Source organism: Chitinophaga sp. CCNWYY40, from assembly GCF_037483205.1.
In the GTDB taxonomy this organism is placed as follows: domain Bacteria; phylum Bacteroidota; class Bacteroidia; order Chitinophagales; family Chitinophagaceae; genus Chitinophaga; species Chitinophaga ginsengisegetis.
Genome location: NZ_JBBHLF010000001.1, coordinates 583268 through 608728, shown reverse-complemented (window position 1 = coordinate 608728; position 25461 = coordinate 583268). Strand labels below are relative to the sequence as shown.

General features: G+C 47.3%; 25 protein-coding genes. 10 read left to right on the top strand and 15 right to left on the bottom strand.

The window, feature by feature from the left end; all coding sequences use genetic code 11:
- The first annotated feature begins 2 nt into the window (after nt 1-2).
- The 3 genes from V7S65_RS02500 to V7S65_RS02490 all read left to right on the top strand — a co-directional run bounded on the left by V7S65_RS02500 (nt 3) and on the right by V7S65_RS02490 (nt 3206).
- Complete coding sequence (locus V7S65_RS02500) at nt 3-1445, top strand: ABC transporter permease (protein WP_336386322.1); 1443 nt, start codon at nt 3-5, stop codon at nt 1443-1445.
- Nucleotides 1446-1453: 8 nt separating this feature from the next.
- Nucleotides 1454-2815, top strand: a complete 1362-nt coding sequence (locus tag V7S65_RS02495; protein WP_336386323.1) for a DUF3526 domain-containing protein — start codon at nt 1454-1456, stop codon at nt 2813-2815.
- A 79-nt stretch (nt 2816-2894) separates the two neighbouring features.
- Nucleotides 2895-3206 (top strand): hypothetical protein, encoded by a 312-nt coding sequence (locus V7S65_RS02490; protein ID WP_079468386.1) that lies wholly within the window; start codon nt 2895-2897, stop codon nt 3204-3206.
- A 7-nt stretch (nt 3207-3213) separates the two neighbouring features.
- Here V7S65_RS02490 and V7S65_RS02485 read toward each other — a convergent pair whose 3' ends face one another.
- Nucleotides 3214-3780: a hypothetical protein gene (locus V7S65_RS02485; RefSeq protein WP_336386324.1), complete on the bottom strand. Its 567-nt coding sequence runs from the start codon at nt 3778-3780 to the stop codon at nt 3214-3216.
- Between the two features lie 199 nt (nt 3781-3979).
- On the opposite strand from V7S65_RS02485, the gene V7S65_RS02480 reads away from it, so the two are divergent.
- From V7S65_RS02480 to V7S65_RS02470, 3 genes are all read left to right on the top strand, one after another.
- On the top strand, nt 3980-4711 hold the full coding sequence (locus V7S65_RS02480; RefSeq protein WP_336386325.1) for an AraC family transcriptional regulator: 732 nt from the start codon (nt 3980-3982) through the stop codon (nt 4709-4711).
- An 81-nt stretch (nt 4712-4792) separates the two neighbouring features.
- Nucleotides 4793-5212 (top strand): TQO small subunit DoxD, encoded by a 420-nt coding sequence (locus tag V7S65_RS02475; RefSeq protein WP_336386326.1) that lies wholly within the window; start codon nt 4793-4795, stop codon nt 5210-5212.
- An 11-nt stretch (nt 5213-5223) separates the two neighbouring features.
- Nucleotides 5224-5580, top strand: coding sequence for a cupin domain-containing protein (locus tag V7S65_RS02470; RefSeq protein ID WP_111580163.1), 357 nt, complete (start codon nt 5224-5226; stop codon nt 5578-5580).
- On the opposite strand, the gene V7S65_RS02465 is transcribed toward V7S65_RS02470, so the two are convergent.
- The 8 genes from V7S65_RS02465 to V7S65_RS02430 all read right to left on the bottom strand — a co-directional run bounded on the left by V7S65_RS02465 (nt 5577) and on the right by V7S65_RS02430 (nt 15884).
- The gene (locus V7S65_RS02465; RefSeq protein ID WP_336386327.1) at nt 5577-6659 is read right to left on the bottom strand and encodes a serine hydrolase domain-containing protein; all 1083 of its coding nucleotides are present in this window, start codon (nt 6657-6659) and stop codon (nt 5577-5579) included. The genes V7S65_RS02470 and V7S65_RS02465 overlap by 4 nt on opposite strands.
- Nucleotides 6660-6662: 3 nt before the next feature.
- Nucleotides 6663-7175, bottom strand: a complete 513-nt coding sequence (locus V7S65_RS02460) for a DinB family protein (protein WP_336386328.1) — start codon at nt 7173-7175, stop codon at nt 6663-6665.
- Nucleotides 7176-7209: 34 nt separating this feature from the next.
- The gene (locus tag V7S65_RS02455) at nt 7210-7815 is read right to left on the bottom strand and encodes an HD domain-containing protein (RefSeq protein ID WP_336386329.1); all 606 of its coding nucleotides are present in this window, start codon (nt 7813-7815) and stop codon (nt 7210-7212) included.
- Nucleotides 7816-7859: 44 nt separating this feature from the next.
- Entirely contained in the window at nt 7860-9002 is a 1143-nt protein-coding gene (locus V7S65_RS02450) for an efflux RND transporter periplasmic adaptor subunit (protein WP_336386330.1), read from the bottom strand.
- A gap of 4 nt (nt 9003-9006) precedes the next feature.
- A complete protein-coding gene (locus tag V7S65_RS02445; RefSeq protein ID WP_336386331.1) occupies nt 9007-13377 on the bottom strand; it encodes a CusA/CzcA family heavy metal efflux RND transporter in 4371 nt (1456 codons plus the stop codon).
- A 185-nt stretch (nt 13378-13562) separates the two neighbouring features.
- The gene (locus V7S65_RS02440; protein WP_133256281.1) at nt 13563-13943 is read right to left on the bottom strand and encodes a hypothetical protein; all 381 of its coding nucleotides are present in this window, start codon (nt 13941-13943) and stop codon (nt 13563-13565) included.
- A 607-nt stretch (nt 13944-14550) separates the two neighbouring features.
- A complete protein-coding gene (locus tag V7S65_RS02435) occupies nt 14551-15390 on the bottom strand; it encodes an NmrA family NAD(P)-binding protein (protein WP_336386332.1) in 840 nt (279 codons plus the stop codon).
- 137 nt (nt 15391-15527) lie between these two features.
- Nucleotides 15528-15884 carry a winged helix-turn-helix transcriptional regulator gene (locus V7S65_RS02430; protein WP_079468405.1) on the bottom strand — a complete coding sequence of 119 codons (357 nt, stop codon included), beginning with the start codon at nt 15882-15884 and terminating at the stop codon, nt 15528-15530.
- Between the two features lie 99 nt (nt 15885-15983).
- Between V7S65_RS02430 and V7S65_RS02425 the strand changes: the two genes are divergently transcribed.
- Both V7S65_RS02425 and V7S65_RS02420 read left to right on the top strand, forming a co-directional pair.
- Entirely contained in the window at nt 15984-16514 is a 531-nt protein-coding gene (locus V7S65_RS02425) for an NAD(P)H-dependent oxidoreductase (RefSeq protein WP_079468406.1), read from the top strand.
- A 161-nt stretch (nt 16515-16675) separates the two neighbouring features.
- A complete protein-coding gene (locus tag V7S65_RS02420; protein WP_143313499.1) occupies nt 16676-17761 on the top strand; it encodes an ATP-binding protein in 1086 nt (361 codons plus the stop codon).
- On the opposite strand, the gene V7S65_RS02415 is transcribed toward V7S65_RS02420, so the two are convergent.
- From V7S65_RS02415 to V7S65_RS02405, 3 genes are all read right to left on the bottom strand, one after another.
- Nucleotides 17727-18500: a LuxR C-terminal-related transcriptional regulator gene (locus V7S65_RS02415; protein WP_200817204.1), complete on the bottom strand. Its 774-nt coding sequence runs from the start codon at nt 18498-18500 to the stop codon at nt 17727-17729. The genes V7S65_RS02420 and V7S65_RS02415 overlap by 35 nt on opposite strands.
- 301 nt (nt 18501-18801) lie before the next feature.
- Nucleotides 18802-19389 carry a hypothetical protein gene (locus V7S65_RS02410; protein WP_336386333.1) on the bottom strand — a complete coding sequence of 196 codons (588 nt, stop codon included), beginning with the start codon at nt 19387-19389 and terminating at the stop codon, nt 18802-18804.
- Between the two features lie 85 nt (nt 19390-19474).
- Nucleotides 19475-21277, bottom strand: a complete 1803-nt coding sequence (locus V7S65_RS02405) for a serine hydrolase (protein WP_336386334.1) — start codon at nt 21275-21277, stop codon at nt 19475-19477.
- A gap of 67 nt (nt 21278-21344) precedes the next feature.
- Between V7S65_RS02405 and V7S65_RS02400 the strand changes: the two genes are divergently transcribed.
- Both V7S65_RS02400 and V7S65_RS02395 read left to right on the top strand, forming a co-directional pair.
- Nucleotides 21345-21608: a carboxymuconolactone decarboxylase family protein gene (locus V7S65_RS02400; protein WP_336386335.1), complete on the top strand. Its 264-nt coding sequence runs from the start codon at nt 21345-21347 to the stop codon at nt 21606-21608.
- A gap of 80 nt (nt 21609-21688) precedes the next feature.
- Nucleotides 21689-22423: an SDR family NAD(P)-dependent oxidoreductase gene (locus tag V7S65_RS02395; protein WP_336386336.1), complete on the top strand. Its 735-nt coding sequence runs from the start codon at nt 21689-21691 to the stop codon at nt 22421-22423.
- On the opposite strand, the gene V7S65_RS02390 is transcribed toward V7S65_RS02395, so the two are convergent.
- Genes V7S65_RS02390 through V7S65_RS02380 form a run of 3 tightly spaced genes read right to left on the bottom strand, consistent with a single transcriptional unit; the run spans nt 22415 to nt 25459 of the window.
- Nucleotides 22415-23098 carry an ABC transporter ATP-binding protein gene (locus tag V7S65_RS02390; RefSeq protein WP_336386337.1) on the bottom strand — a complete coding sequence of 228 codons (684 nt, stop codon included), beginning with the start codon at nt 23096-23098 and terminating at the stop codon, nt 22415-22417. The two genes, V7S65_RS02395 and V7S65_RS02390, sit on opposite strands and share 9 nt — an antisense overlap.
- 3 nt (nt 23099-23101) lie before the next feature.
- Nucleotides 23102-24364 carry an ABC transporter permease gene (locus V7S65_RS02385; protein ID WP_336386338.1) on the bottom strand — a complete coding sequence of 421 codons (1263 nt, stop codon included), beginning with the start codon at nt 24362-24364 and terminating at the stop codon, nt 23102-23104.
- 3 nt (nt 24365-24367) lie between these two features.
- On the bottom strand, nt 24368-25459 hold the full coding sequence (locus tag V7S65_RS02380) for an efflux RND transporter periplasmic adaptor subunit (protein WP_336386339.1): 1092 nt from the start codon (nt 25457-25459) through the stop codon (nt 24368-24370).
- Between the last annotated feature and the right edge of the window lie 2 nt (nt 25460-25461).

The window sequence follows — 25461 nt, the reverse complement described above, 5'->3', positions numbered from 1 at the left end:
GCATGAAAACAATCTTTCTAATTGCAGGCAGCACCTGGAAAGCATCCTTCAGGAATAAAGCCACGCTGGCTCTCACCCTGATACTCGGACTCGCATTGTGCCTGGCAACATATATCGGGTGGCAGAACTTTAATATCCAGAATGGTCAGCGATTGAAATACAAACAAATCGTCCGCCAGCAATGGCTGGCCAAGCCTGATAAGCACCCGCACCGGATGGCCCATTATGGCTACCTCGCTTTCCGTGATAAACATGAACTGAGCTTTTTTGATTTTGGTATTGAAAGCTTCGCGGGCGTATCCATTTTCCTGGAAGCGCACAAACAAAATACCGTTAACTTCAGCGAAGCCGGCTTTTCCAATGGTATGCTTCGTTTCGGGGAAATGAGCGTGGCAATGGTGTTGCAGCTGCTTGTTCCGTTGCTGATCTTTTTTCTTGGGTATAACAGCATTTCCGCAGAACGCGAGAATGGTACGTTAAAAATACTGCTTTGCCAGGGCGTTAGCTGGCGGGCGCTGTTAACAGGAAAAATTGCAGGGATCATTGCCGTTAGCTTTACACTTTTTATCCCGGTCATTTTGCTCACCATTTTCATGTGGGCTATGCTCAGTCACTGGCAGGTAACGGCCGATGCAGCCATCCGTCTTTTATTACTGGTACTGGCTTATGCTGTTTACTTTATCATTTGTGCCGGTATTGCAGTGGTGGTATCCGCCGTTCACAAAACATCGAGGGCCGCTCTTACTACGTTGCTGGCCTGCTGGGTGTTCTTTACCATTGTGATGCCCAGGATTACGCAGGCTATTGGCGTTAAAGTGTATCCTTCTCCATCGAAAATTGAATTTGCGGCTGCCGTTGAATCAGACCTTCACCAGCAGGGGGATAGCCATAATCCGGATGATCCGCATTACGCAAAGTTCCGGGCAGATGTATTAAAACAATATGGGGTAAATGATGTCAAAGACCTTCCCTTTAACTACGGTGGCTATGTAATGGCTGAAGGGGAAAGGATTTCGGCGGATATTTATACCCGTCATCAGAAAGCGCTTACAAAAACATTTGAGCAGCAAAACAGTTTCCAGGTGGCAGCGGGCTACCTGAACCCGTTCCTCGCTATTAAGAATCTCTCCATGGCGCTCACGGCCTCCGACTTTAACACCTTTGCCGACTTCCAGGATCAGGCAGAAGTCTACCGCTACGGGCTCGCCCAGCGGATGAACAAATTGCAGAAAGAAAAGATCAGCAACACGCCCCCCGGAGAAAAGGATAAGCCTTTAACCATCAGCCGTGCCCACTGGGCGGAGCAGGCCGATTTTAAGTATGTGTTTAAACCGGTTAACCAGGTGATATCACATCACATCAGCACCATCGTTTCCCTGCTCTGCTGGTTAATAGCCTTGCTGGGATGCCTGCTGCTATCATCAAAATGGGTTAAAACTTTATAACAGCGAATATGGATCAACGTATATATTTATTGGAATGCAAGATCTTCTTCAGGAATAAAACACTGCTGACAGGGATACTCATCCTGCTGATCAGCGGGTTTGCCGGGTTGTATTTTGGAAAGAATTTTATAGAGAGACAGAAAGAGGTGATCCGCAAAGCGGAAAAACTACAGACCGAAAATACCGCCAGGAATATTAAATACTTTGGTAAAGAACTGGGACTGGTGTTATATCATACCAAATTTTCGATGGCCAATGAGCCGCGCAACTGGGCGGCTTTTTCCAATGGTCAGCGCGACATCAATCCTTATCTCATCGGGGTTACCACGCTGGGCCTGGAAGGGCAACTCTATGATACCGACCTTAACAACCCCACCACCCTGCTTCTGGGCAATATGGACCTGGCTTTTGTATTTATCTTCATATTTCCCCTTATCATCATTGCATTTACCTATAATTTACTTTCGGGAGAACAGGAATCCGGTATATGGGGGCTGCTTCGTTCGCAATCGGCCACTCCATTGAAAATACTATGGCGGAAGTTTGCCATAAGAATGGCCGCCATTTACCTGACAGCAATGGTATTGATGGCTACAGCGGGTGTTTACCTCCGGCTTGCAGCAGACCTTCGTTTGCTGACCGTAATCGTGGTATTGAGCCTGTACCTGTTGTTCTGGTTCGCGCTCTCCTTCTGGGTTATTTCGCGGGGGAGATCTTCCAGCGTGAATGCGGTTACACTTATTTCATGTTGGGTGGTGCTGAACATCCTTGCACCTGCTTTGGTGAATGTTTGGCTTACCCGGAAATATCCTGTTCCGGAAGCGCTGGAAACCGTGGTGATGCAGCGGGAAGGATATCATGAAAAATGGGATATGGACAAGCGTGTTGCACTCAATTCATTTTACCGGCATTATCCACAGTTTAAGAAATATCCATTCCCTGAGGAACTGGCGTTCAGCTGGTATTGGTACTTCGCCATGCAGCAAAACGGCGACGACCAGGCCGCACCCGGCGCGAAGTCCATGCAACACAAACTGGCGCAGAGAAACGATTTTACAAATGCCGTGGCGTTTATCCTTCCTGGTATTCAAACCCAGCTCACGCTGAATGGAATTGCCGGGTCTGATCTTCAGCAGCACCTGGATTTTCAGCAGGCGCTCAGAAATTATCACGAACAGCTTCGCCTGTATTTTTATCCGGCCATTTTCCAGGACCAGCCGGCTAAAAGTATCGACTGGAGCCAGTTCAAACTAAAGCACTATTATGAAGATGGGAGCGGCGCCATCTGGCAAAGTATTCTTTCGCTGGTGGTTTTCACTTCGCTGTTGTCGGGTATGACAATATATAATTTCAGAAAGAAGATGTACTGATAAAAGGGTTGTTCAGCTGCTGCCGTCACAAAGCGGATATCTTTTCCTGGTGTGCGGGTAAGGTAGTACCTTTATAGCTATGGCAAAAGAAAAAAACAAGCCGGTACCGGTAAGATTCGATTTAAAGCTGCTGGAATTACTGAAGGAAGAAGAGAAGATAGATACGCCCCAGCAAGCCTTAAACTTCCTGTCGAAGTTCTGGGAAAACAACCGGCCGGCAACCACCGATTTTGCAAATGATTTTAAAACGCTCACACCGGTTACACCGGTTGTAAAGAAAGAAAAAACAGATAAGGAGGACGCTTCCTCCCACCCTTCCGGGTTGTCAGGAATCGACCTCCTTATCTGGAAGGCGGAGCAAAGAGAAAAGAACAACGACCAGGAAATTTAACTATCCGCTAGTAACGCTTCTTGGGTTTAGGTATTACTGTACTGCTGCTGTTCAATGGCGGGGCCAGGAAAATACCGTTGGCTTTTTTATCGGTGGTTTCCGTCAGTTCTGCATCATAAGTGATCTTACCACGTTTTATTTCATAGAACTTCGACGGGATGTAATACATCGAATCGGCAGCGGGATAGGGTTTTGTAACATCACTGCCTCCAAATTCAAGGTTACCGTCACGATCCCAGTCTTTCACATCTGAACTCACTGCACTCAACAGGGAATCTGCCAGGGAATGGTCAATATTGAACACATACAACCGGTTCTTGTTTGGGCTCCCGTTTACTTCCAGGAAAAGAAAAACGGATTTACCGTTCTCCACCAGGCGGTTGCGTTTACTTTTGTAGTTAATAATGTCTTCATGCAGCACAAAGGCTTTATTACCATTCACGAAAATAGTTCCCTTGTACACGGTGATCAGCTGTTGCTGGCTGCTGGTAAAATGTAGTTCATTAGCGGGTTTCTGAGCCATCGCTGGCAGATAAACAGAAAGTAACAGGCATAGTTTGAATAGATGGCGCATCGTAATTTTTTATACTGAAAATTAATAATAATTCTTTAGTAGTGCTAAAATAGTCTGGTTAAAAGCTATTTATTAACAGACCTGCACTTTTTTACTGTAGTGGTAAAATACTACCTTCGGTAACACAACCACCATCTACAGGATGATTGAAATAAAAGATCTGGACCATAGCCCGTTTTCCGACAAACCGCGGCGCATCATGAAGTATGTATTGGTTTACTGTACAGCAGGAAAACTAAATGTACAGGCAGATCATACTGTATTTAACCTGAAACCGGGCGACGTTATCACTATTACCTCCGGCCAGGTACACAGTATCCAGCCGGCCCCGAAAGCCAAAGGATTTGTGCTGGAATTTACACTGGATTTTTTCTGTAAAGATGATAAGGATATTGAACTCATTTTTCACAACGGACTTTTCTGCCACTTCGCCATGAATGAGGTAATCCCTGTGGATAAAGATATCATGGAAACACAACTGGCCCTCATCCGGGAAGAATTACAGGAGCTGCCTTACCAATACCTTATTTCCGTGCATAGCCGCGTGGCCCTGATACTGGTGTCCATCAACCGGGCAAAGGTGCAACGTGGCGATGAGATCTGGAAACCGGAAGCGCTATTCCTGAGGTTCCTGGAAGCCGTAAGGGATAATTTTGAGCATAACTATACCCTCGCACAATTTGCAAAGCTGCTCGGCACTACGGAGGCTAAACTCAATGAACTGGCAAAGCTCCATGCCGGGAAAACAGCCCAGAACGTGATTTACGGCCTTGTTACATCTGAAGCAAAACGAATGCTTACCTATGGCGATCTGTCTGTAAAAGAAGTCGCCTATAAACTCGGCTTCAACGACCCTTTCTATTTTTCCAACTTCTTCAAAAAACAAACACAGATCTCCCCCAAACTTTATAAAGAACAGTTCGCCGGGTAAATATTACATGCTTTTTGCAGGATTCTCTATTCCCAGGGCTACCTATAAATCCCACCTTTGTATCAGTTAAACAACTGGTACATGAAAACTTATCAACACATCGCTTCCCTGCTACTCCGGCTTGCACTGGCAACAGGCTTCTTATCTGCAGTAGCAAGCAGATTGGGTTTATGGGGGCAACAGTCATCGGGATGGGAAAAGTTCCTGCAGTATACCGCCCAGGTAAATTCATTCGCACCCAAAAAAATGATCCCTGCACTGGCGGTAACCAGCACTATTCTTGAAACATTGCTGGGCATTTTACTGCTGCTGGGGTTCAAAACGTCGCTGGCGGCCACCGGCGCCATGATGCTTACCTGCCTGTTTGCGGTTAGCATGACCTACTCCTTCGGGCTGAAAGAACCCCTGGACTACTCCGTTTTTACTTTCAGCGCAGCCGCTTTCCTTTTAGCTACCATGCCCGCAGGCAAATGGAGCATTGATCAATACTTAACCAAATAAAAAATAAAATCATGAACACTGATATCAATCACTACATCACTAAAAGTAACCAGGTTGAATGGCAACCACTCGTAGAGAAAAATATTCACTATAAAGGAATATTCGTGAAGTCGCTCCGGTACGACGAAGCCGCCGGACGCTCTACAACCATCCTGCTCAAGTTTGAGCCCGGCGCCCATTATCCGTATCATAACCATCCGGGAGGTGAAGAAATCTTTGTGCTGAGTGGCGATGCCGTACTGGAACATACCACCTTGCTGGCGGGCGACTACCTCTATACACCACCGGGCTTCCGGCACTCTGTTACCAGCAACACCGGATGCGTGCTGTTCTTTGTGATCCCGGAGGAAGTGGAGATCCTCCCTTAGTTGATAAAGCCAACCGGGAAAAGCACCTCTTCAAATCTCTTTGAAAGATCATATAAGTCTACTGATCCTAAATTTGTTAAAATGATGATCGTGTATTGCTGTTTGGGGTAATAGTCGTTCATGGCATGCCATCCTGAACTATCTCCGGCATGCCCGATACTGTAATAGCCCTGCTTATCAGTGGTTATCCAGATATAACCAAAGTGAGTATGCTCCCATTGAGAAGTATACCTGGCCGTCATTTGCGCCAGGTATTCTTTATTCAGTATTTCACCTGAAAATACGGCTTTATCAAAACGATACAGATCTGTTACGCTGCTCCAGGCCCCGCCCGCCGACAGCGGGATAGCACCATTGTCGTAATTATAAGGGATACGTTTATATCCGGCCGTATCTGTTTTACGATAACCAATAGCATAACCCCGTTGGCCTTCATCCAATTCCCCATAAGCAGTAAAATTGGTATTCACTAACCCCAACGGCTCAACGAATCGCTTCCTGATATAATCCTGGAAAGACATACCCGTAATCTTTTCTATGATCGCCCCAAGTACAATACAATCACCGGTTGAATAGAGACAACTATCACCTGGAGTGTATACCAATGGTAACCCTCTCATAAAAGGTAACATATCCGTGCAGTTCTTCACGCCTTCATAGCTGAAGTTCTTTGCTTTAAAGAAATCATCCAACCCCGCCGAATGAGTAAGCATCTGGTGGATAGTGATCTTATCTCCACCGGCAAATCCCTTCAGGTATTGCCCGAGGGTATCCGTTACTTTTAATTTACCTTCCTGCGCAAGACAGGCAATAGCCATTCCTGTAAAGATCTTCGACCCTGATGATAAGCTAAACTTCGTATCGGGCGTATTTTTTATTCTATGTTCCCGGTCGGAATAGCCATAACCTTTGGAAAGCAATACACCCGACCGGTCTGCGATGAGCACTGCCCCTGAAAACTGGTCCTGCCGGGCCATTTCAGTCAGGATGCTGTCTATAGATGCCACCCTTTCCGGCTGCCCATTTACATGAACCGCCACCAGAACCGCTATAAGTGTAATGACTATTTTCTGCTTCATTTTTTATCTGAAGAGTTGTTCATCAATCCGCTCTTTCTGCCTTAGGTGATGTCTCATGTGCATCTCCGCAAACTGAAGCCATTCCAGCGAATTAAAAAAGAGCAAACCCGGATGTTCGGTTTTTCCACCTGCCGTTGAAAAATCGATAGCATTCACCTCCTGCTTTAAACGCAACAGGCCCTGCAATAACTCCTCTTTACTTTGGGGTTGTCTTGAATAAGGATCATTGGAGGGGTTTCCTAACAACATATCCGGGAAGGCATTATTGGCAAACATCACTTTGGCATGTTTGTGCATGGCTTTATCATGGTTGGCATTGTCCAGCAAGGCAGCTCGCATTTGCTCCACAAAATAGCCGGTATCTGCTATAATGTGCAGGTATACCTGTCCCAGCGACCAGGCATCCTCGCGGGGTTTCCGGCAAAGCATCTCCAACGTGTAGTCGTTGAGGTGAGCCATCCATTTTTCAATCGTTTCATTGAAATGCTGGCGTAAAGCGACTTGGTTTGTTTCCATTACTGATTTCTATAGTGGGAAGCTACCATTTTTTTCAGATGTCTGCCTGCCTGTTGTCTCTTTTTTTCAACCACATCTCCTTTCTTTCCTGTAATACCCTTCGTCCGTAGTCGGTAAAGTATTGGTGCCGGATGAGGAAGGCATCATTCATGCGGTTCCATTCCTCATCCGTAAAACACCGGAACAGGCAGCCCGCCCATTCCTCCCGGAGCAGCGCTTCTTCTTCCTGGTAATTATCCTGCGACAGGTGGTAAAGGTCCGCATCACAAAGCACTTCTTCCATAAGCGTTAAAGGATGCTGCGGCATTTTGGTGGCTTCAATGCAGGCCAGTACCTGCTGTATGGCTGCGTCGGGCATCCCGTGTTCTGTCAGGTATTGCCGCGCTATCTTTTTGCTTTCCTCTTCATGGCCTATGTAAGTATAGCAATAACCTGCATCATGAAACCAGGCGGCTATCTGCACCAGTTCCAGCTGGACGGGTGTAAGCCCGCTGGCGGCGCCTATTTCAACTACTGCCGCTACCACAGTGCGGGTATGGGCTATGGTGTGAAACGAAACCGGCGCCGCCAGTCCCCTGTTCAGTAATGAACTGATATATCCTTCTATCTCCCCTAACAGGTCAGTCTTATTGGAATACATAACATATCAATTTTGTACAAAGACGTATAACCGCACCGGTACCCCTACTCTTCCATCCTGTTTTTCAATTTGCCTAACAGGGCATATGCGCCCTGAACAACAATCTTTGTTTTCAGCCAGTCGGTACTGTCCGGCAGCAATGCTACTTTGCCATTTTCCCGGTCGCCGGCGGTTACCCGTACCAGGTGGAAACTGTTTTCATCTGCTGTCGTAAACACGTACTCCTTACCATTATAACGCACCAGCGCGTCTTCTGGTACAATTGCGGCTGGTTTATTATCCAGTTCAAATACGGCGTTCAGGAACATACCCGGCAACAGGTGCAGCATCTGCTTTTCAAAATGGCAATGCAACACGCCGCTCCTGTTTTCATCCACGTTGCGGGTCACCAAAATGGTTTCCACATCGTACCACTCGTCCGGTTTATCCACCAGGCTTACTTTTCCATGCATGCCCTTTTTAAAGGAGTTGATATTCTTTTCAAACACCGTAATAGCGGCATGGATATCGTCAGGGTTTACCAGTTCAAACAATACATCCGCGGGATTTACATATTTGCCGATGTTCACATTCACTTTGCTCACATAACCATTGATAGGCGCATAAATGGGCACTACGCCGGATATGGTGCCGGGGCTTAGTTTATCCGGGTTAATGTGAATGATCCGCAGCTTGGCGGCGAGCGATTGTATCATCACCTCCTGCGTATTGTATTCGCTGAGGGCAAGCTGGTAGCTTTTCTTACTGGTAGCATCGGCCTCGCTCAGTTCCCTCTGGCGTTGCATATCTGTGGCCAGGTATTGCATTCTCGCCTTTGCTGTGAGGTAATCCTGCTGTAACTGCACATAGGCCGGGTCTTCCATCACAGCAATTACCTGTCCTTTGGAAATCGGGGACCCTGGCAGCAGGGTGGTACTTTTTAAATATCCGCCCAACGGAAAGCTCACCGAAATGAGGCTTTGCGGAGGCACATCTACGGAGCCGGTGGCCCGTATAGTAGCGTGTGTAGTGCCTTCCTGCGCGGTAGCGGTTACAATGCCTGCGTTCTTCTTCTGTAAACTGTCGAGCATCACCACGTTCTGTTCTGATGCTGCCGGTGCGGATGATGTGGAAGCTGCTGTTTCGCTCTTTTGCTTACAGGCAACTGCCGTAACCATCAGCACACTATATATCAATAACTTTTTCATGCCGCTAATTTTGATTGGATGACAATAAATATTCGAGCTCAATTTTCCGCAGGTTCAGTTCCTTTACGGCGTCCAGGTACTCGCTTTGCAGGGTAACGGCGCTGTTAATCAACGTTCCCCATTCTATATAGCTGATCTCTCCGTTCTTATAGGTAAGATTAGCCGTTCTGATCATAATCTCTGCCTGTCGCAACGCGCTGCCGGTATAGTAATCCACCGCCTGCTGGTATTTCAGGTACTCACTGTGGTTCTGCTGCAATTGCGCCCACAGCCTGGTGGCGGCCACTTCCGACGACAATGCCGCGATATCTTCCATACGTGTAGCCGCCTTTATTTTTGCCCGCTGCGTTCTGGCAAAGATGGGAATACCCACACCTATCTGCACCGTGGAAAAACGGGTGCCGCTGCCGTAATAATGATCCACCTGGCTTCTATCCATCTGCCAGCCTATGATCGACTGGTTAGAATACCCCAGGTTCCAGTCCGGCAGCAGCTTTGCTTTTTCCAGTTGTGTATTCCCTGCCGCAATCCGCTGCTGCTGCTGGTAAAGCTGTAGCACCGGGTGCTGCGCCAGCAAAGTGGTATCATACAACACCACATTTGCGTTCAGTGTATCCGTGGCCGTTATAGCGCCGCGTTCATTCAGCAAAGTGGCTAATTGTACACCGGCAACTTTCTCATCGGCGTAAGTCATCCGCAGCATCATTTTTATCTGGCTGGCCTGGTTCTCCAGAGATGTTTTTTCCAACAGGTTGGTTTCTCCTTTCTCAAAACGCAGGGCGGCTACTTTGGTATACCGGGAGTAGGTGCTGTCCATTTTCTCCAGCAATAACCGCCGGCTGTTGATGTATTGCAGTTGCAGGTACGCCTGTTTCACCAGCCGGATAATTTCAGCTTTCTGTAAAGTGGTTTGCCATTGTGCTCCCAGCCATTCCTGTTCAAAAACATTCTTTTGTTTTTTGTATAAAGCAGGAAGAGAAAACCCCTGGGCAATAGTAAACTTATTATCAAAAGAAGTGCTGTTAATATTTCCCAGTTCCCCGGTAACAGTGGTTCTGGCCGGATCTACGGAGGAATGCCGCAATGCCTCGTAATAAGATTCCTGCAAACGTCCCAAAGCTATCTGCCGGTTTTGTTCTACCGCGATATGAAGCGCATTCTGCAGTGACAGCGGCTTAGCCTCCTGTGCTTGCAGCAAACCAGGACAAGCCAGTAATAGTACTACCAGCGGAACGGCAACGGCCTTCGCATTGGGCGGCCGCCATCCTTTTTCCGCCAGGTAATACAGGCAGGGCAACACCAGTAAGGTGAGCATGGTAGCAGTAATGAGTCCGCCTATTACCACGGTGGCCAACGGCCGTTGTACTTCCGCACCTGCGCCCTGGCTCAGCGCCATCGGCAGGAAGCCCAGCGATGCCACGGTGGCCGTCATCAGCACGGGTCTTAACCGGTCGTGCGTGGCCTGTAAAATGATTTGCATGATATCTGTCATACCTTCTTTTTTCAACTGGTTCATTTCTCCTATCAACACAATCCCGTTTAATACCGCTACGCCAAAAAGCGCTATAAAACCAACGCCGGCGGAAATGCTGAAAGGCATTCCCCTCAACCAGATCGCCAGCACTCCTCCAATAGCAGATAAAGGAATGGCCGAAAAAATAAGCACACAATATTTCAGGTTACGGAATGCAAAAAACAACAGGAGGAAGATCAGCAGCAGCGCCACGGGCAGTGCTATAGCAAGACGCCGGGTAGCATGTTGCAGGTTCTCATATTGTCCGCCGTAAGTAACGTAGTAACCCGCAGGGAATTTTACATGGTTGCCCACCTTACGTTGCAACTCCTGCACAATGCTCTGCACATCCCTTCCCCGCACGTTAAAGCCCACGGTGATCCTCCGGCGGGCGTCTTCGCGCTGGATCTGGTAAGGGCCATCCTGGAGCTCAATAGCGGCCAGCATATGCAGCGGCACTTGTTGTCCGCCGGGCAGGCCCACCAGCAGGTTGCCTATTTCGTTGATATCCCGGCGCTGCCGGTCGTCCATGCGGATTACCAGGTCGTAGCGTTTGTCCGCTTCAAACACCAGGCCGGCTACGGCGCCGGCATACGCCGCCTGCAATGTATTATTGATGTCATTTACCGATGCCCCAAAGCGCGCAATCGCTTCCCGGTTGTAGGTCACCACCAGCTGTGGAATACCCGTCACCGTTTCTGTATAAAGATCCGTAGCCCCGTTAATAGATTGTATTACTTTGCCCAGTTTATCGGCATAAGCTGAAAGCGTGTCCAGGTCGTCGCCAAAGATCTTGCATACCACATCCTGCCGCGCGCCGGTCATCAGTTCATTAAACCGCATCTGCACCGGGAACTGGAAGCCGGTGGCAATACCGGGTACTTCTTCCAGTGCTGCACTCATTTTTCCTGCCAGCTCCGGGAAGGAAGTGGCGCTGGTCCATTCCTTTTTTGGTTTTAATATTACCATCATATCAGCGGCTTCCATCGGCATAGGATCGGTCGGTATTTCACCGGAACCTATTTTGGTCACCACTTTCTGCACCTCGGGGAATTTATCCAGCAGTACCCGCGCGCTCTTCTGCGTGGTGTTGATGGTATTGGTTAAAGAAGAACCCGTGAGCAGCCTTGTATCTACCGCAAAATCCCCTTCCTCCAGCTGCGGGATAAACTCTCCGCCCAGCGACATCAGCACCGGGATGGCAGCAGCAAATAATACAAATGCCAGTCCTACTACCAGCCGGGGCGTACGCAATACTTTCTTCAGCAAAGGATCATAAAACCGCTGCACGGCACGCATCATTTTATCCGCGAAGCTCTCTTTATGACTTAACTTTTTATTTAACACCAGTGCGCCCATCATCGGCACATAGGTAAGTGATAAAATAAATGCACCGATGATAGCAAAAGACACTGTTTGCGCCATTGGCCGGAACATCTTTCCTTCGATGCCCTGGAGGGAAAGTATAGGGAGATAAACGATCAGGATGATGATTTGCCCGAAAGCCGCGCTGTTCATCATGGTTTTGGCAGAAGTTTCTACTTCATTGTCCATCTGCTCCTGCGTCATCAGGGTGGTTCCGCGCAGGGAGGCGCCTTTGGTGAGCTTATGCATCACCGCTTCGATAATGATTACAGCGCCATCCACCAGCAAACCAAAATCGAGCGCGCCGAGGCTCATCAGGTTGCCGCTCACCCCAAAGAGGTTCATCATGATGATGGCAAACAGCATTGCCAGCGGGATTACGGAGGCTACAATCAGCCCGGCCCGGATGTTGCCCATGAATATCACCAGCACAAAAACCACGATGAGCGCTCCTTCCAGCAGGTTCCTTTCTACAGTGGAAATAGCATTATCCACCATTTTGGTACGATCCAGGAAGGGTTCAATGATCACGCCTTCCGGCAGTGTTTTTTCAATTTCTTTTACCCTGTCTTTGATGCCTCTTATTACCGCAGCGCTGTTTTCTCCTTTCAGCATCATCACTATAGCGCCGGCTACTTCTCCTTCGTCGTTATACACGGTAGCGCCATACCGCACGGCATGGCCCTGCTGCACTTTAGCCACGTCCCTTACCAGCAGCGGCACGCCGCCGTTTACCTGCTTCACCACAATATTGTTGATGTCCCCGATATTTTTGGCGAGGCCCTCGCTCCGGATAAAAACCACGTTCGGGCCTTTTTCAATGTAGGCGCCGCCGGTGTTCTGGTTGTTATCCCGCAGACTTTTAAATACATCCGCTACCGTTAGACCGAAACTTTTAAGTTTATCAGGGTCAATGGCTACTTCATATTGCTTTACCATGCCGCCAAAGCTGCTTACATCGGCTACGCCTTCCACACTCAGAAGCTGACGCCGTACAATCCAGTCCTGGATATCCCGCAGGGCCATCAGGTCATATTTGCCTTCATAGCCGGGTTTGGGCTTCACCACATACTGGAATATTTCCCCCAGGCCGGTAGTTACGGGCCCCAGCTGCGGATCTCCCATGCCCGGAGGGATCTGCGGACGCACCTGTGCCAGTCGCTCGCTGATCTGCTGCCGCGCCCAGTAAACATCCGTATTATCATTGAATACAATGGTCACCAGGCTAAGCCCGAAACGGGAAAAGCTGCGTTGCTCAATAATGCCGGGCACATTCCGCGTGGCCTGTTCTATAGGAACGGTGATAAAACGCTCCACATCCGGCGCACCAAGACTCGGCGCCGACGTGATCACCAGCACCTGGTTATTGGTAATATCAGGCACCGCATCAATAGGCAGGCGTGTTACCGAATAACTACCCCAGCCGATCAATGCCAGTACAAACAACAGGATGATCAGTTTATTCCTGACAGAAAAATGAATGATCTTATTTAACATGATTATCTATTGGGCTACATGAATACAACAGCATAATGGCCCGCAAATACAGCATACGCTGCACCTGCAAGGCACGCGCCGGTCAGTTAAATGGGATAACACACCCAAAAAACTTTCCCGCATGCGGCCATAGGCGGCATTATACCGGTTTCAGAAAAAACAAAAACCTGAATTGTATGATATCGTTATGCCCGGGGAGGCTGGAAAATGCTGTGAGAAAGGAGACAAGGAGGTATCTCGTCATTTATTATTTTCCGTTTTACCGGTACCTGGGTAGGCACTTTAAACGATAATTGTGGTAAGATAGGTAAAATGCTCGGTGGCGTAAGCGTGAAAAAATATAAACAGGTTTTGAACGGTAACTCCATATCCTGCCTGTAGTCTGCATCATATGGCTGAGGGTCCACGTAATGCATCCTGAAAAAAGAGGCGATGGTAATGCCGGGGCTTTCACCCTTGTGCTTTATATAATGCTCCACCAGCAGCGGCAGTTTTAACACCTGCCCTGCTTCGGTAGTACCCAGCAGGTAGAGAGCCATTAAAAATATAGCGACGGCTTTTTTCACGCCCTAAAGTTATAAAAAAAAGTAAGACGAGGGTATTCATCTTCCGGGACTAACATATTAATACAAGAAAATATAGCCGATATACAAGTATAAGGCTGCTTTCCGGCAGGCCCAAGGCATATCCCGGCTGGCGCCATTTAGGGATAACCCGTAGATAAGCCGTATATGAGCCGTATATAAGCCGTAGATAACTTGTACCTATAGAAATACGGCTTATCTATGGTTTGTCGCTATCTTAACTACGGGTATAATATGAAACATGGGGGTATCTTCCGTATTTCAGCCTGCCGGCGCTATTATCGGAGAATCGTGGTCCGGGTACTTTAAGGGGTTATCCGTGATGGGGCCGGTCTTATCGAAGCCGGCCGCTCCATTGATGCCGTGGATGCTATCCAACCGCCGGTTCCGGCGCGCAGCATCAAAAGGAAACTCTTTGGTAAAAAAAGTATTTAAAATACGAAGGCGTCTTACAACATAACATTGTAAGACGCTTTTTTTATACGGCAAACTTATGGGGCCTTCATTCGTTTTAATAACCTATTACGGGAAATTTTCTCCGCCATGAAACGACGTTGTGAATTAACTGCCACAAATTATATGCCCGACCCTATACATTCCAAACGCCTTCTGCAGCAGTTTTCCGGGCGTATTCGGAGAAGTCGCGTGGGGCGCGGCCCAGCGCGCGTTGCACGCCATCGCTGAGATGGGCATTCCTGCCATCCAGTACTTCGGTAAATAAATAGGTGACCAGCCAGATGAAGTCATCCGGGATATTGTATTCAACGAGCATGGCTTTGTATTCTTCCACCGGTATAGCCTGGTATTGAATGGGTCTGCCCGCAGCGGTGGCAATTTCCCGGACGGCCTCCTCAAAGGTCATCATACGCGGACCGGTGAGTTCATACACCTGGCCGTTATGGTCTTCTGTGGTAAGCGCCGCAACGGCTACATCTGCGATGTCTTCCACATCAATAAACGGCTCTGCCACGTTTCCGGCCGGGAGCGCTACATGGCCGGCCCGCAGTGGATCTATAAGGTATCCTTCACTGAAATTCTGGTTAAACCAGGCACACCTGACGACGGTCCAGCTGATGCCGCTGTTCATAACAATCTGCTCGCATGCCTGGGCTTCCTTTTCTCCCCGGCCGGAAAGCAGCACTATTTTCTTCACGCCGCTTTTTATAGCTGTTTGGGTAAGAGCACGCACTTTATCCACTGCGCCGAGTATGGCAAGATCCGGATGATAGCTGAGATATACGGCGTCAATGCCCTGTAAGGCGGGCTCCCAGGTGGTTTTATCTTCCCAGTCAAAAGAAGGATCGGCAGAACGTGATCCGATACGTACGGGCCAGCCTTTTTCTTTGAGTTGTGCGGCTACCCTGCTGCCGGTTTTACCGGTGCCACCTAATACGAGTACAGTTTGTTTTGTAGTATTTGCTGTTTTCATGATCTATTTTTTCTCAAAACTACTATGGGGGTAAGCCGGAAAATAGAACAAAACCGACACCGCGATATTTTTTTGTAACCATGCGTGCAGCAACAGGTGTGCTGCCCTTTCTCTTTAAAGCAATACCTGTAATTCTTTTACATCAGATCTTTATGTTTCTGTCCCCACTTTTCGAGGTGTTTGATGATGGGTTTCAATTCGTATCCGATAGGGGTTAGTTCATATTCTACCCGTGGTGGCACTTCCGTGTAAACGGTTCGTTTCACAATTTTGTTCTCCTCCAGTTTCCGCAGTTGCAGAGTCAGCATTCGTTCCGTTATGTTGGGCAACTTCTTCTTCAATTCACCGAATCGGAGTTTTCCGCCTATCAACCAGGAACAAATTACCAATGCCCATTGTCCGCCAATAATGTTTGCGGCATAAGCTTCTGAACATTCATCGGCTAATGCCTGTTTGTTGGCAAAGTTTGTGGATGTTTCTTTTATCTTAGACATTACTTACATTTTTTATAGTACGTTACATTGGGTTGCTACCCCACAAAATTAAGGCTATGCATTTTATCTTTGCGTCAAATAATTTTAAGCTTTGATAAAATGAAGACATTAGTAATCATCATCCATCCTGATATGGAAAATTCGGTTGTTAACAGGAGATGGATGGAAGAATTAAATAAATTTCCCGAGAGATATACAGTTCACCGGTTGTACGAAGTTTATCCTGATGAAAAAATTGACGTAGCAGCTGAACAAAAACTGGTAGAGCAATATGACAAAATTGTATTTCAGTTTCCATATTACTGGTTCAATTGTCCGCCGCTTTTCAAGAAATGGCTGGATGAAGTTTTGACTCACGGATGGGCCTACGGAAGTAAAAGCGGTTACAAGGTTTCGGGAAAGAAAATTGCCCTGGCTATCTCATTGGGGGTGGATGAACATGAATATGGCCCAACAGAAGTATACAAATATACCCTGGAAGAATTAACCCGTCCATTTGAGCTGACTTTTGAATATATAAAAGCCGATTACAAACCGCTGTTTGCATACTATGGGATTGAGTACAATTCTTCTGCCGAATGGATTGAGAAAAGCGTTCCCCTGTACCTGGATTTCTTAAATGCTTTATAAAGATCTTACTTATTGCTCCGGGTTTAATACTCATTTCCCGCAGGGTATTAACCCGGAGCTCCTTGTTATTTCAATGCTTTTTTGGGGAAGCCGGTATATTATTTCTGTCAACTTATTATATTTACCCTCAATTACCCAACCGCTGCTATCCCGAACTGCTCATGAAAAAAACTATTACCCGCGGAAACATGTTCCGTCAGCTGAAGGCTGACCTCGGAGGTAAGGACTCTTACCGCGGGGTTACGCTTACCTATACGTGGCTGGCAAATCAGTTTGGTCACTTCTCTCTGGGGTTTATTCCCGCTTTCATTTTATACCTGGTGCTGAAAAACCGCATGGAGGAAACGCGTGCCGCACTTACCGCTGCCTGGAGCATCAGCGCCGTATGGCTGGTATTTGAGGCCATCAACTTCCTGTGGCCACTGACCTTTGGGAAAAAAGGCGGTGTAAAGTCTTATATATTTCAGCCCGCCTGGGGAAATGTGGCTTTTGATACCATCACCGACCTGTTGTTTTTCTGGCTGGGCGCATTTTTTTGTTCCCTGCTATGCAGAGATACCACGGTGGCCAGAGTGGTAGTTATAGTAACTGCCGCTTTACTTGTGTATCCTACCTATTACTGGTACCTCACCAAAATGTACCTGCAAACACCCGGCTATCCGTTTCAGTTCCGGCTGAGCCAGTGGAGTACAGAGCAGATTGCCCCGGAAGATATTGATCTGATCAGGCGTTTCCTGGACAGCAATACACAGGGCATGCACCTGTTCCTGTTTGGACCCAAGAACAGCGGCAAAACAAGTTTGAGCGTGGCCATAGCTACCGAGTTATCCATCCGCCACTATTCCGCGGTGTATACGTCTGCCATGAAGCTTTACTGCATGTTTTATGAACAGGACGATGACTCCACCGCCGATGTGCTGTGGACCTGGCGCAAAGCTTCCATACTGGTGATAGATGATATAAACCCCGGCAACCCGGTGAAGGAAGACCTGATCACATCCGACCGCTTCCTCAGCTTTGTGGATGGCTCCTCTACCAACGACATTAACAGGACCGCACTGAAGGATACCAATGTTATCTGGGTATTGGGCAATGACGATCAGGACCGTAAACTATCTGCCACCTGGCAAAACATGCTGCACAGCATAGGGGTGGAACGGGAAAAGATGCTTTCACTCAACCTGGAGCGGTATGTCCGGAAAAACAAGGCGGCTAAGGCAGAATATGATTTGCAAATGCAAAGCTGATGAGATGGGTCAGGCTTTTTACGTTGAAACGTTTATACATCGGTAAAATCCTCTTTTCGATAGCCGACTGCGATACGCCAAACCGGGCGGCAATTTCCTTGAAGGAATAACCCTCAGCCACCAACGAAAGGGCGTCTTTCTCTTTTTCAGAGATGGCGTAATACCGGAACAGCTGCTTGTTCAGCTCCTCTTCAAACTCGGATTTTTCCGGTCCGTATGCGGCATAGCGCATCACGTTTCCGAATTTAATGCTCTCATTTTTCTGGGAGTGGCCAATGATGCTGGTCACCTTCCCCTGTTCTGTGGTAAATACGCCCACTTTGCTGATGAGGGGTACCGGCGTACCGTTTTTATGGATCTTTTTTAGTTCGATGGTAAAGCTGTATGGTTCATCGCCAATAAATTTATTGTGCAGGAACATCAGGGCTTTATCGTTCAGTTCATTGGAAAAAGGGGCATATTCGGGTGCCGTGATATTTACAATGGTGAGCATGCTGATTTCATTATCCGCATAGCCGAGCAGTTCCTCCCAGCCATCAGCATACAGCATCTTATTTTCTTTAAACGAATAAATATAGATGGCTTCATCCGCAAACCGGCGGATCGTATTTTTAAAATGCAATGCCTCCGGGCTGGTCAGATCAGCCGGAACATCAGTTATAAATCCTTTCGAGTAACTACCAAACGCCAACTTATCAGGATGCATCTTTTTGATCGTAAAAATAATAAAGAATCGCATAACCTGCGAATTTTCGCAGTTGATTGCCTGGTTTCCGCGCTATACTTTTGCCCCTGTAATACAATCCTTTATGGATTAACAAGAAGAATAGCTGATGGCCTTTTATCCGGAGATCCCATCAAACACATACCTGGCAACGGTTTGTAATAATGATGGCATCTCGGTAACACCCCAATTTTAGTTTTTAATAGTGTGTCTTAACGTCGTTGTTCGTAACCCGGCCCCATCAATAAATACAATGTTCCCCAGACCGGTGCAGTAATACAGAGCTGCACCGGTTTTTTTATGGAGATACCAATAATTATTTTACTTTTTTACTTACCAGCTGCCCCAGCTCCTTTCCTGCTTTAGCATAGGCATCGGCAATCCGGAGTCCCATATCAAACTGTCCTTTTCCTCCTTTCATATCATTCATCATAATTTTACAGATAGATTTTTTCAGGTTGTCCCTGTCAAATATTTCAATCTCCAGGTTCACCGCCGCCTTTTGCGAGGAAACGGCTACATTATAGCCCACCTCAATGAATTTTGTCCGCACAACCATCAGATATTTACTGGCAGAATCTTCTGTAAGCTTAATGTCGCCATATTTAGTAAACAGCTCTGAGAATTTGGGTTCATAATGTTGTTTCCTGTCGGCAAACCAGCTTTCTATCCATTTGTCGCCCGTTCCTGGCTCTTTGGCATCTCTTTCCGCTTTTTTTCTTTTGAGATAGTTCGCTTCTTTGCCTTCTGTCCCTACGGTTAATTTATTGTAATCAAAGGATACGCCCAGTTCGGTAACGTCCTTCAGAAAATCAAGTTTACCTTTTACAAGGTCTTGTGCTTTTAACTGGTTTGCTGTCATCATAACTGCCATTAACAGCAACAGAGTAAAGATTTTTTTCATACAGTAAGAGATTTTTTTTGTAGAAAATATAGGTAACCGGAAGGCTTACAAACATTCCGGCAACAAACGTAAGTTCTAAAATGCATTATTCCTTCTCCGCCCGGAAGGTACCATTAGGCTGAATGGAAGTTAACGCCACCACTTTGTCTTTATCATCCCTGATAAACTTTACTTTAAACTCTTTCAGTCCCTTAATACGGAAAGTACTGTTATCGATCGCTTCCAGGGTATATACCGGTTGTCCGGGCACCACCATTGTGAGCACCTGGGTATCCGATAGTTTGATCTGGATAGGCACGGAAGCCAATTTGTAGGCGCCCACAAACGGCGTCAGTGAGGCGGCCGATAATACCACCTGTTGCGGCACGCGGTCAAATATCACCGGATCGCCGGACGGGTCGTAGGCAAAACTCAGCCGGTCAATTTCCCCGCTGTTATTCATGAGGAATTGTACTCTTACATTCGACTTATACTTTACATCAATCACACTGTCTGCAGCATCATAAGGAGAGAAAATGTTATAGTCTTCCTGGTTCAGGTACCACGTTACATCAGGGAATGTGGCAAACAGGGAATCTTTCTTCACAGAAATTTCAAAGTTACCATAAGCATCATTTTTAAACACCCCGGCAAACGCTGTCACCGGGTGCGTAGCAGGATGCGGCTTAAACGCTGAATCTCTGGACGGCGCTGGATCATCCTCTTTTTTACCGGGCTTATTTTTAGGTTTGGTGTCGGCCGCAATGCCCAGCAGCCGGTCGGTGATCAGGTTCGTCACCTTTGTAGGAATGGCGGAATTATTCTGGTTGCTCAGCACCACGATGCCAATGCTATCTGTAGGATAAAAGGTAGTTAATGCGGTGAAGCCATCTATATTCCCGCCGTGCTCCACGCGATAATGACCACGATAAGAAAGCAGCATCCAGCCAAGTCCGTAATTGGCAAACTGGATATACGGTGTTTGCTTATCCGGTTCACCGCCCGGAATCACCATCTGGGAAGAAATGGCCTCTTTCACATAATCTGCCGGGATGATTTCTTTCCCGTGGTACTTCCCGCCATAGATCCAGGTGATGAGCCATTTCGACATATCCATTACCGTGCTGTTGATGGCGCCGGCCGGCCCCATTGCCACTATAGGGTGATATTTCATTTCCTTAATGCCGTTTTCCTTACTGAACTGGTATCCGCGCGACGGCTCGTCAGCAGCCGCCAGGGCAATAGTACCGATGGAAGATTCGCTCATGCCCAGTGGCTGAAAAATGCGGCTGGTAATATTCTGCTCCCACGACTGTCCCGTTAACCGCTCTGCTACCATTCCCTGCACCATAAACATAAAGTTGTTGTATTGCCAGCGGGCGCGTAAAGGCGCATTGGGTTTCATGAAGTGCATGCGCTTCAGCAGCGAGTCTCTCGAATCCGTTTCAAAAAGATACCATGCCAGGTCGTAACGGGAAAAACCCGTGCGATGGCACATCATATCACGCAAGGTAACCTGGGTATTGAGATAGCTGTCGGCAAAATCCAGTGCGGGCAGATAGGTCGTTGCCGGTTTATCAAAATCAACCTTCCCTTCCTGGCGCAGGTCGCCGAGTAAGGCGCTGGTAAATGCTTTGGTACAGGAGCCAATGGCAAAACGGGTATGCGCGGTAACCGGTAATTTACGGGCCATATCCCGGTAGCCAAAGCCTTTTGAAAATATCACCTGGTCTTTTTCCACTACCGCTACCGCAAAGCCGGCGCCCTGCGCTTCCTGCAAAATATCTGTCAGGGCAGCGTCTATCTTTTCAAGCTTGTTATTTTTTGCGGGAGATTGGGCAGTGGCTACTACCGCCATAGTTAAACAACACAGGCAGGAGATCCACCTGTTAATGATAGGTACTGTCATCGGGTTACTTTATTACCCTATAAGATTACAGTAAATAACCGGATATAACAAGATAGGTTTTTAACAGATGTCCCTTGATGCGTTGGACGACTATACCGTAAGCCCGCTTTTTTCACCCGCGGAAAAAGCGCTGCTCGACTATGTAACAGAACTTACCAGGGATAAAACGGTTAACCCTACCACTTTCAGCCCCTTGCCGGAGTATTACTCTGATCGCCAGATCTGCGAAATTGTTTGGCTGGTGGCCAGCGAACATCTTTATAATATTACCAACATCGGGTTGAACATCCATTCCGATATGCTGTGTGATATCAGTAAAAGAAGGTCCTGATGCTGCTCCCCGCTGCATTGCCGGAAACGTAATTTCCGGCAATGCAACTAATATCCGGACAATGACTATTTTTATGATCTATGAATCTTCACGCTATCAAAACGGTCCTTGTCCTCGGCGCCAATTCCGATGTGGCCAAAGAAGCAATATTACTGTACCTGGAAAAAGGCTATCATGTTATAGCTGCTTCGCGCAGCACAGGCGACATCGCATCATTTATGAAAGCCAGGAACGTAGCTGATCAGCAACTGACCATCTGCTATTTTGATGCCACTGCTTTTTCCGGTCATGCAGAATTCTATGCCGGCCTGCCCGCCAAACCTCATATCGTGGTATACGCTGCCGGATTCCAGGTAACCAACGAACAGGCACTGGTAGATTGGGAAGGCAGTTACCGGATGATCAATGTGCATTATGCCGGCGCCCTGTCTATTCTTAATCTCATTATCACAGATAAGGAAAATGTTCACCTGGAAAGAATCATCGGTCTATCGTCGCTTTCCGGCGTACGCGGACGAAAGAGTAACTTTGTATATGGGAGCACCAAAGCTGCATTCACACAGTATCTTGCAGGACTGCGGCAATATCTCTTCTCCAGGAAAATTATTGTTAATGTAATTATAGCAGGATATATCCGTAGTAAAATGACCGCCGGACTTGACCTTCCTGAATACCTGCTGATGGAGCCTTCCTTTATTGCACAGAAAATAGTGAATGCCGGGAATCGCTTTGCCATTGTGCCGGGAGCCAAATGGAAGATCATTTACCAGGTGCTGAAATATATGCCGGAGAAGCTGGCGGCCCGGCTACCCTAGATGCACCTCGTCTATTTTACCATCTGTGAGATGAATAGTGCGGTCCGATCTTTTGGCTATGTCTTCATCATGGGTTACCATCAATATCGTTTGCCCGTTTTCTGCTGATAATTTTTTAAAGAGATCAAATACTACTGCGGAATTATGGCTATCAAGATTACCGGTCGGTTCATCTCCCATAATGATCAACGGTTCGTTGATCAGTGCCCGCGCAATAGCCACCCGCTGCTGTTGGCCACCGGAAAGCAATGATGCCCGCTTATGCGCCTGGTCAGCTACTCCGAGCAATTTAAGGAGTTCATTCGCACGATGCTCTATTTCTGAAGATGAATATCTTCGTAGTTTAAGTGCAGGCAACATCACATTCTTCAACACGGAAAATTCCGGTAACAGGTAATGAAACTGGAATACAAAACCAATGTGATGGTTCCTGAAATCAGCGAGCCAGGGATTACTTTTTCCCTGCATTTCTTCCTGGTTAATACGGATGCTGCCTTCAAAAGCAGTATCCATGGTAGACAGCAGGTATAGCAGCGTGGATTTGCCACTGCCGGATTTACCCGTAATAGCAACGAATTTTCCTTTTTCTATCTCAAAACTCACATCATTCAGCACCTGCATCTTTGCGGGTTGCAGGAAATATTTATTTACATGTTTAACGGAGATCAGGTTCATGGTTTACCCTCTTAAAATAGTGATAGGATCTACATGGGCTGCTTTGCGCGACGGCAGGTAGCCGGCGAGCGCAGTGGTGAGAATGCCAAAAGAAAAACCGGTGATATAATACACCGCGTTGAAACTTACCGGCAAATGGTCCAGCGTGATCATAACATCGCTTTTGTATGGCATTTTTGAAATGCCATAGGCACAAAGAAAGCCAAACAACAATCCCAGCAATGCGCCGATGATACCAATAATCAACGCCTGTATCAAAAAGATCCACCGGATATCCGCATCGGAAAACCCCATCGCTTTAAGGATGGCAATGTCTTTCATTTTTTCATAGATCATCATGGTGAGGATGTTGAAAATGCCAAACCCTGCTACCAGCAATATGGTGATGGCTACGCTGTATACAATCATCTTCCGGAGTGCGTCGCCTTCCAGGATAGCAGAGTTATCCTGTTTCCAGTCGGACCCCTGGAAGTCATATTTCGTTTGCAGTTCCTTTGACAATGCGGGCGCCAGCTCCATGTCATGCAGTTTGATCTTTATATCGGTGATGTATGCAGCGGGCACAGCGAGGAAACGTTGCACGGTATTAAGACTGGCATAGCTTTGTTGTTTGTCGATATCGGTCATGCCGGTTTTAAAAATCCCTACCACCGTAACATAAAAGGAGTTTCCTTTTTCTGTTGTGAGTGCGAACCGGTCGCCCGTTTTTACATTCAGCCGTTTGGCAAGCCCGATGCCCATTACCAGGCTGTTGGGCATGGTAGATAATTCATGAAAACTACCATCCACCAATTTGGCCTGCAGGTTAAACAACGAATTCTCTGCTTCAAATTCAATCCCGTTGATGATACCATTGATAGCGCTGGAACCCATCCTGTAAAATACCTGTGCGTTGACAGAGCCGGAGACTGCACGGATACGATGGTCCTGTTGCAGCGTTTGTACAATCTGCTTTCCATCTTTCAAACTCAGTAAAACATCTTTTGGTTTTACGTGATCTACTATATTTACTGCGTGTGTTTGCACCTTATCGAGGATGGTACCGGGCGTGGTTTGTACTTCGTTGTACAGCCGCAGGTGTGGCGATTGCTCAAAGGCTACGGCCTTAACAAAATCATTGGAGCCCTGGATAAAGCTCACCATAAATACAAACATCGTGATCCCGAAAGTAACGCCTATGGTGGCAATAACGGTTTGTTTCAGCCTGGTGCGCATATGCGTAAGCGCAATAGATGCTGTGAGCTGTATGTCGGTTAGCAATTTCATGGCTTACTCTTTTTTTGCGATGATATCCCCGGCTTGTAGTCCGCCTGTTATTTCCACCCACTCGCCGCTTTTTGTATGAGTGGTGATGTGCGTCTTCCGCCATTCCTTTCCCTGTTGTAGGTATACGCTGTCGCCTTTCAGCAGGTAATCGGCGGGGATCATTAGAGCGCGTATATTTTCCCGGATGATGATATTGGCTTCTACCGACGACTGTGGATAAAATGCATTGCTATCCAATACTGCGGCTTCCACCTGGAAGCTCCTGCTTTCTTTTTGCAATACCGGAATAATTTTATTGATGGTGGCGGCAAATTGTTTACCGGCATACACATCTGTTTCAAAATATACTTTCTGCCCGGTTTTAATTTTGCTGATATCCCTTTCGTCTACCAGCAGTTCCAGTTTAAATTTGCCTGGCAGGCCAATCATCATTACCGGGTCGTTGAGCGGCGCAAGCTCTCCTTCTTTCAGGTATACTTTAAATACGCTCCCATCTACCGGGCTTTTCAGTACTTTTCCTTCCCTCACCTGGTTGTTTGCTGCCAGTTGTTCGCGTGTTTGCAGCAGTTTATCCGCCAGGGCATTTTTTTGTGCGAGATACTGCTGTTGTAATGAACGGTAGGTATGTAAACTGTTAGCTGCTTCCAGCCGTGTTTGTTCCGCATCCTTTTCCGCAACGGCTTTATCTTTTGCGAGATCGGTATATCGTGCGGCGTTCAGGTTATCGGCTTCATACTTTTGCCGGGCCTGTTCAATCCGTTCTTTTAATTCGTTGAGGGTGGCGGAGCCCTCTTCCGCGTTGCGGCCGGCCAGTGCTACCTGGCGGTGGAGTATATCCGATTGTGTAAGCTGACTGGGCGTACCCAGCACTGCCAGTACCTGGTCGCGGTTTACGGCATCGCCTTCTTTTACTTTTACCTGCAGGAGAAGGTCGGCACTGTTGGATTTCAGGAAATAATAAGCCTGGGGCATGATTTCCCCGGATGCGTATACGGCTTCATTGAGGGTACGTTGCTGTACGGTATAAACGGGTATTTTTTCTTTGCAGGCGGTTGCCAGGATGGCTATTCCTGCTGTTAATAAAAGCTTTTTCATGC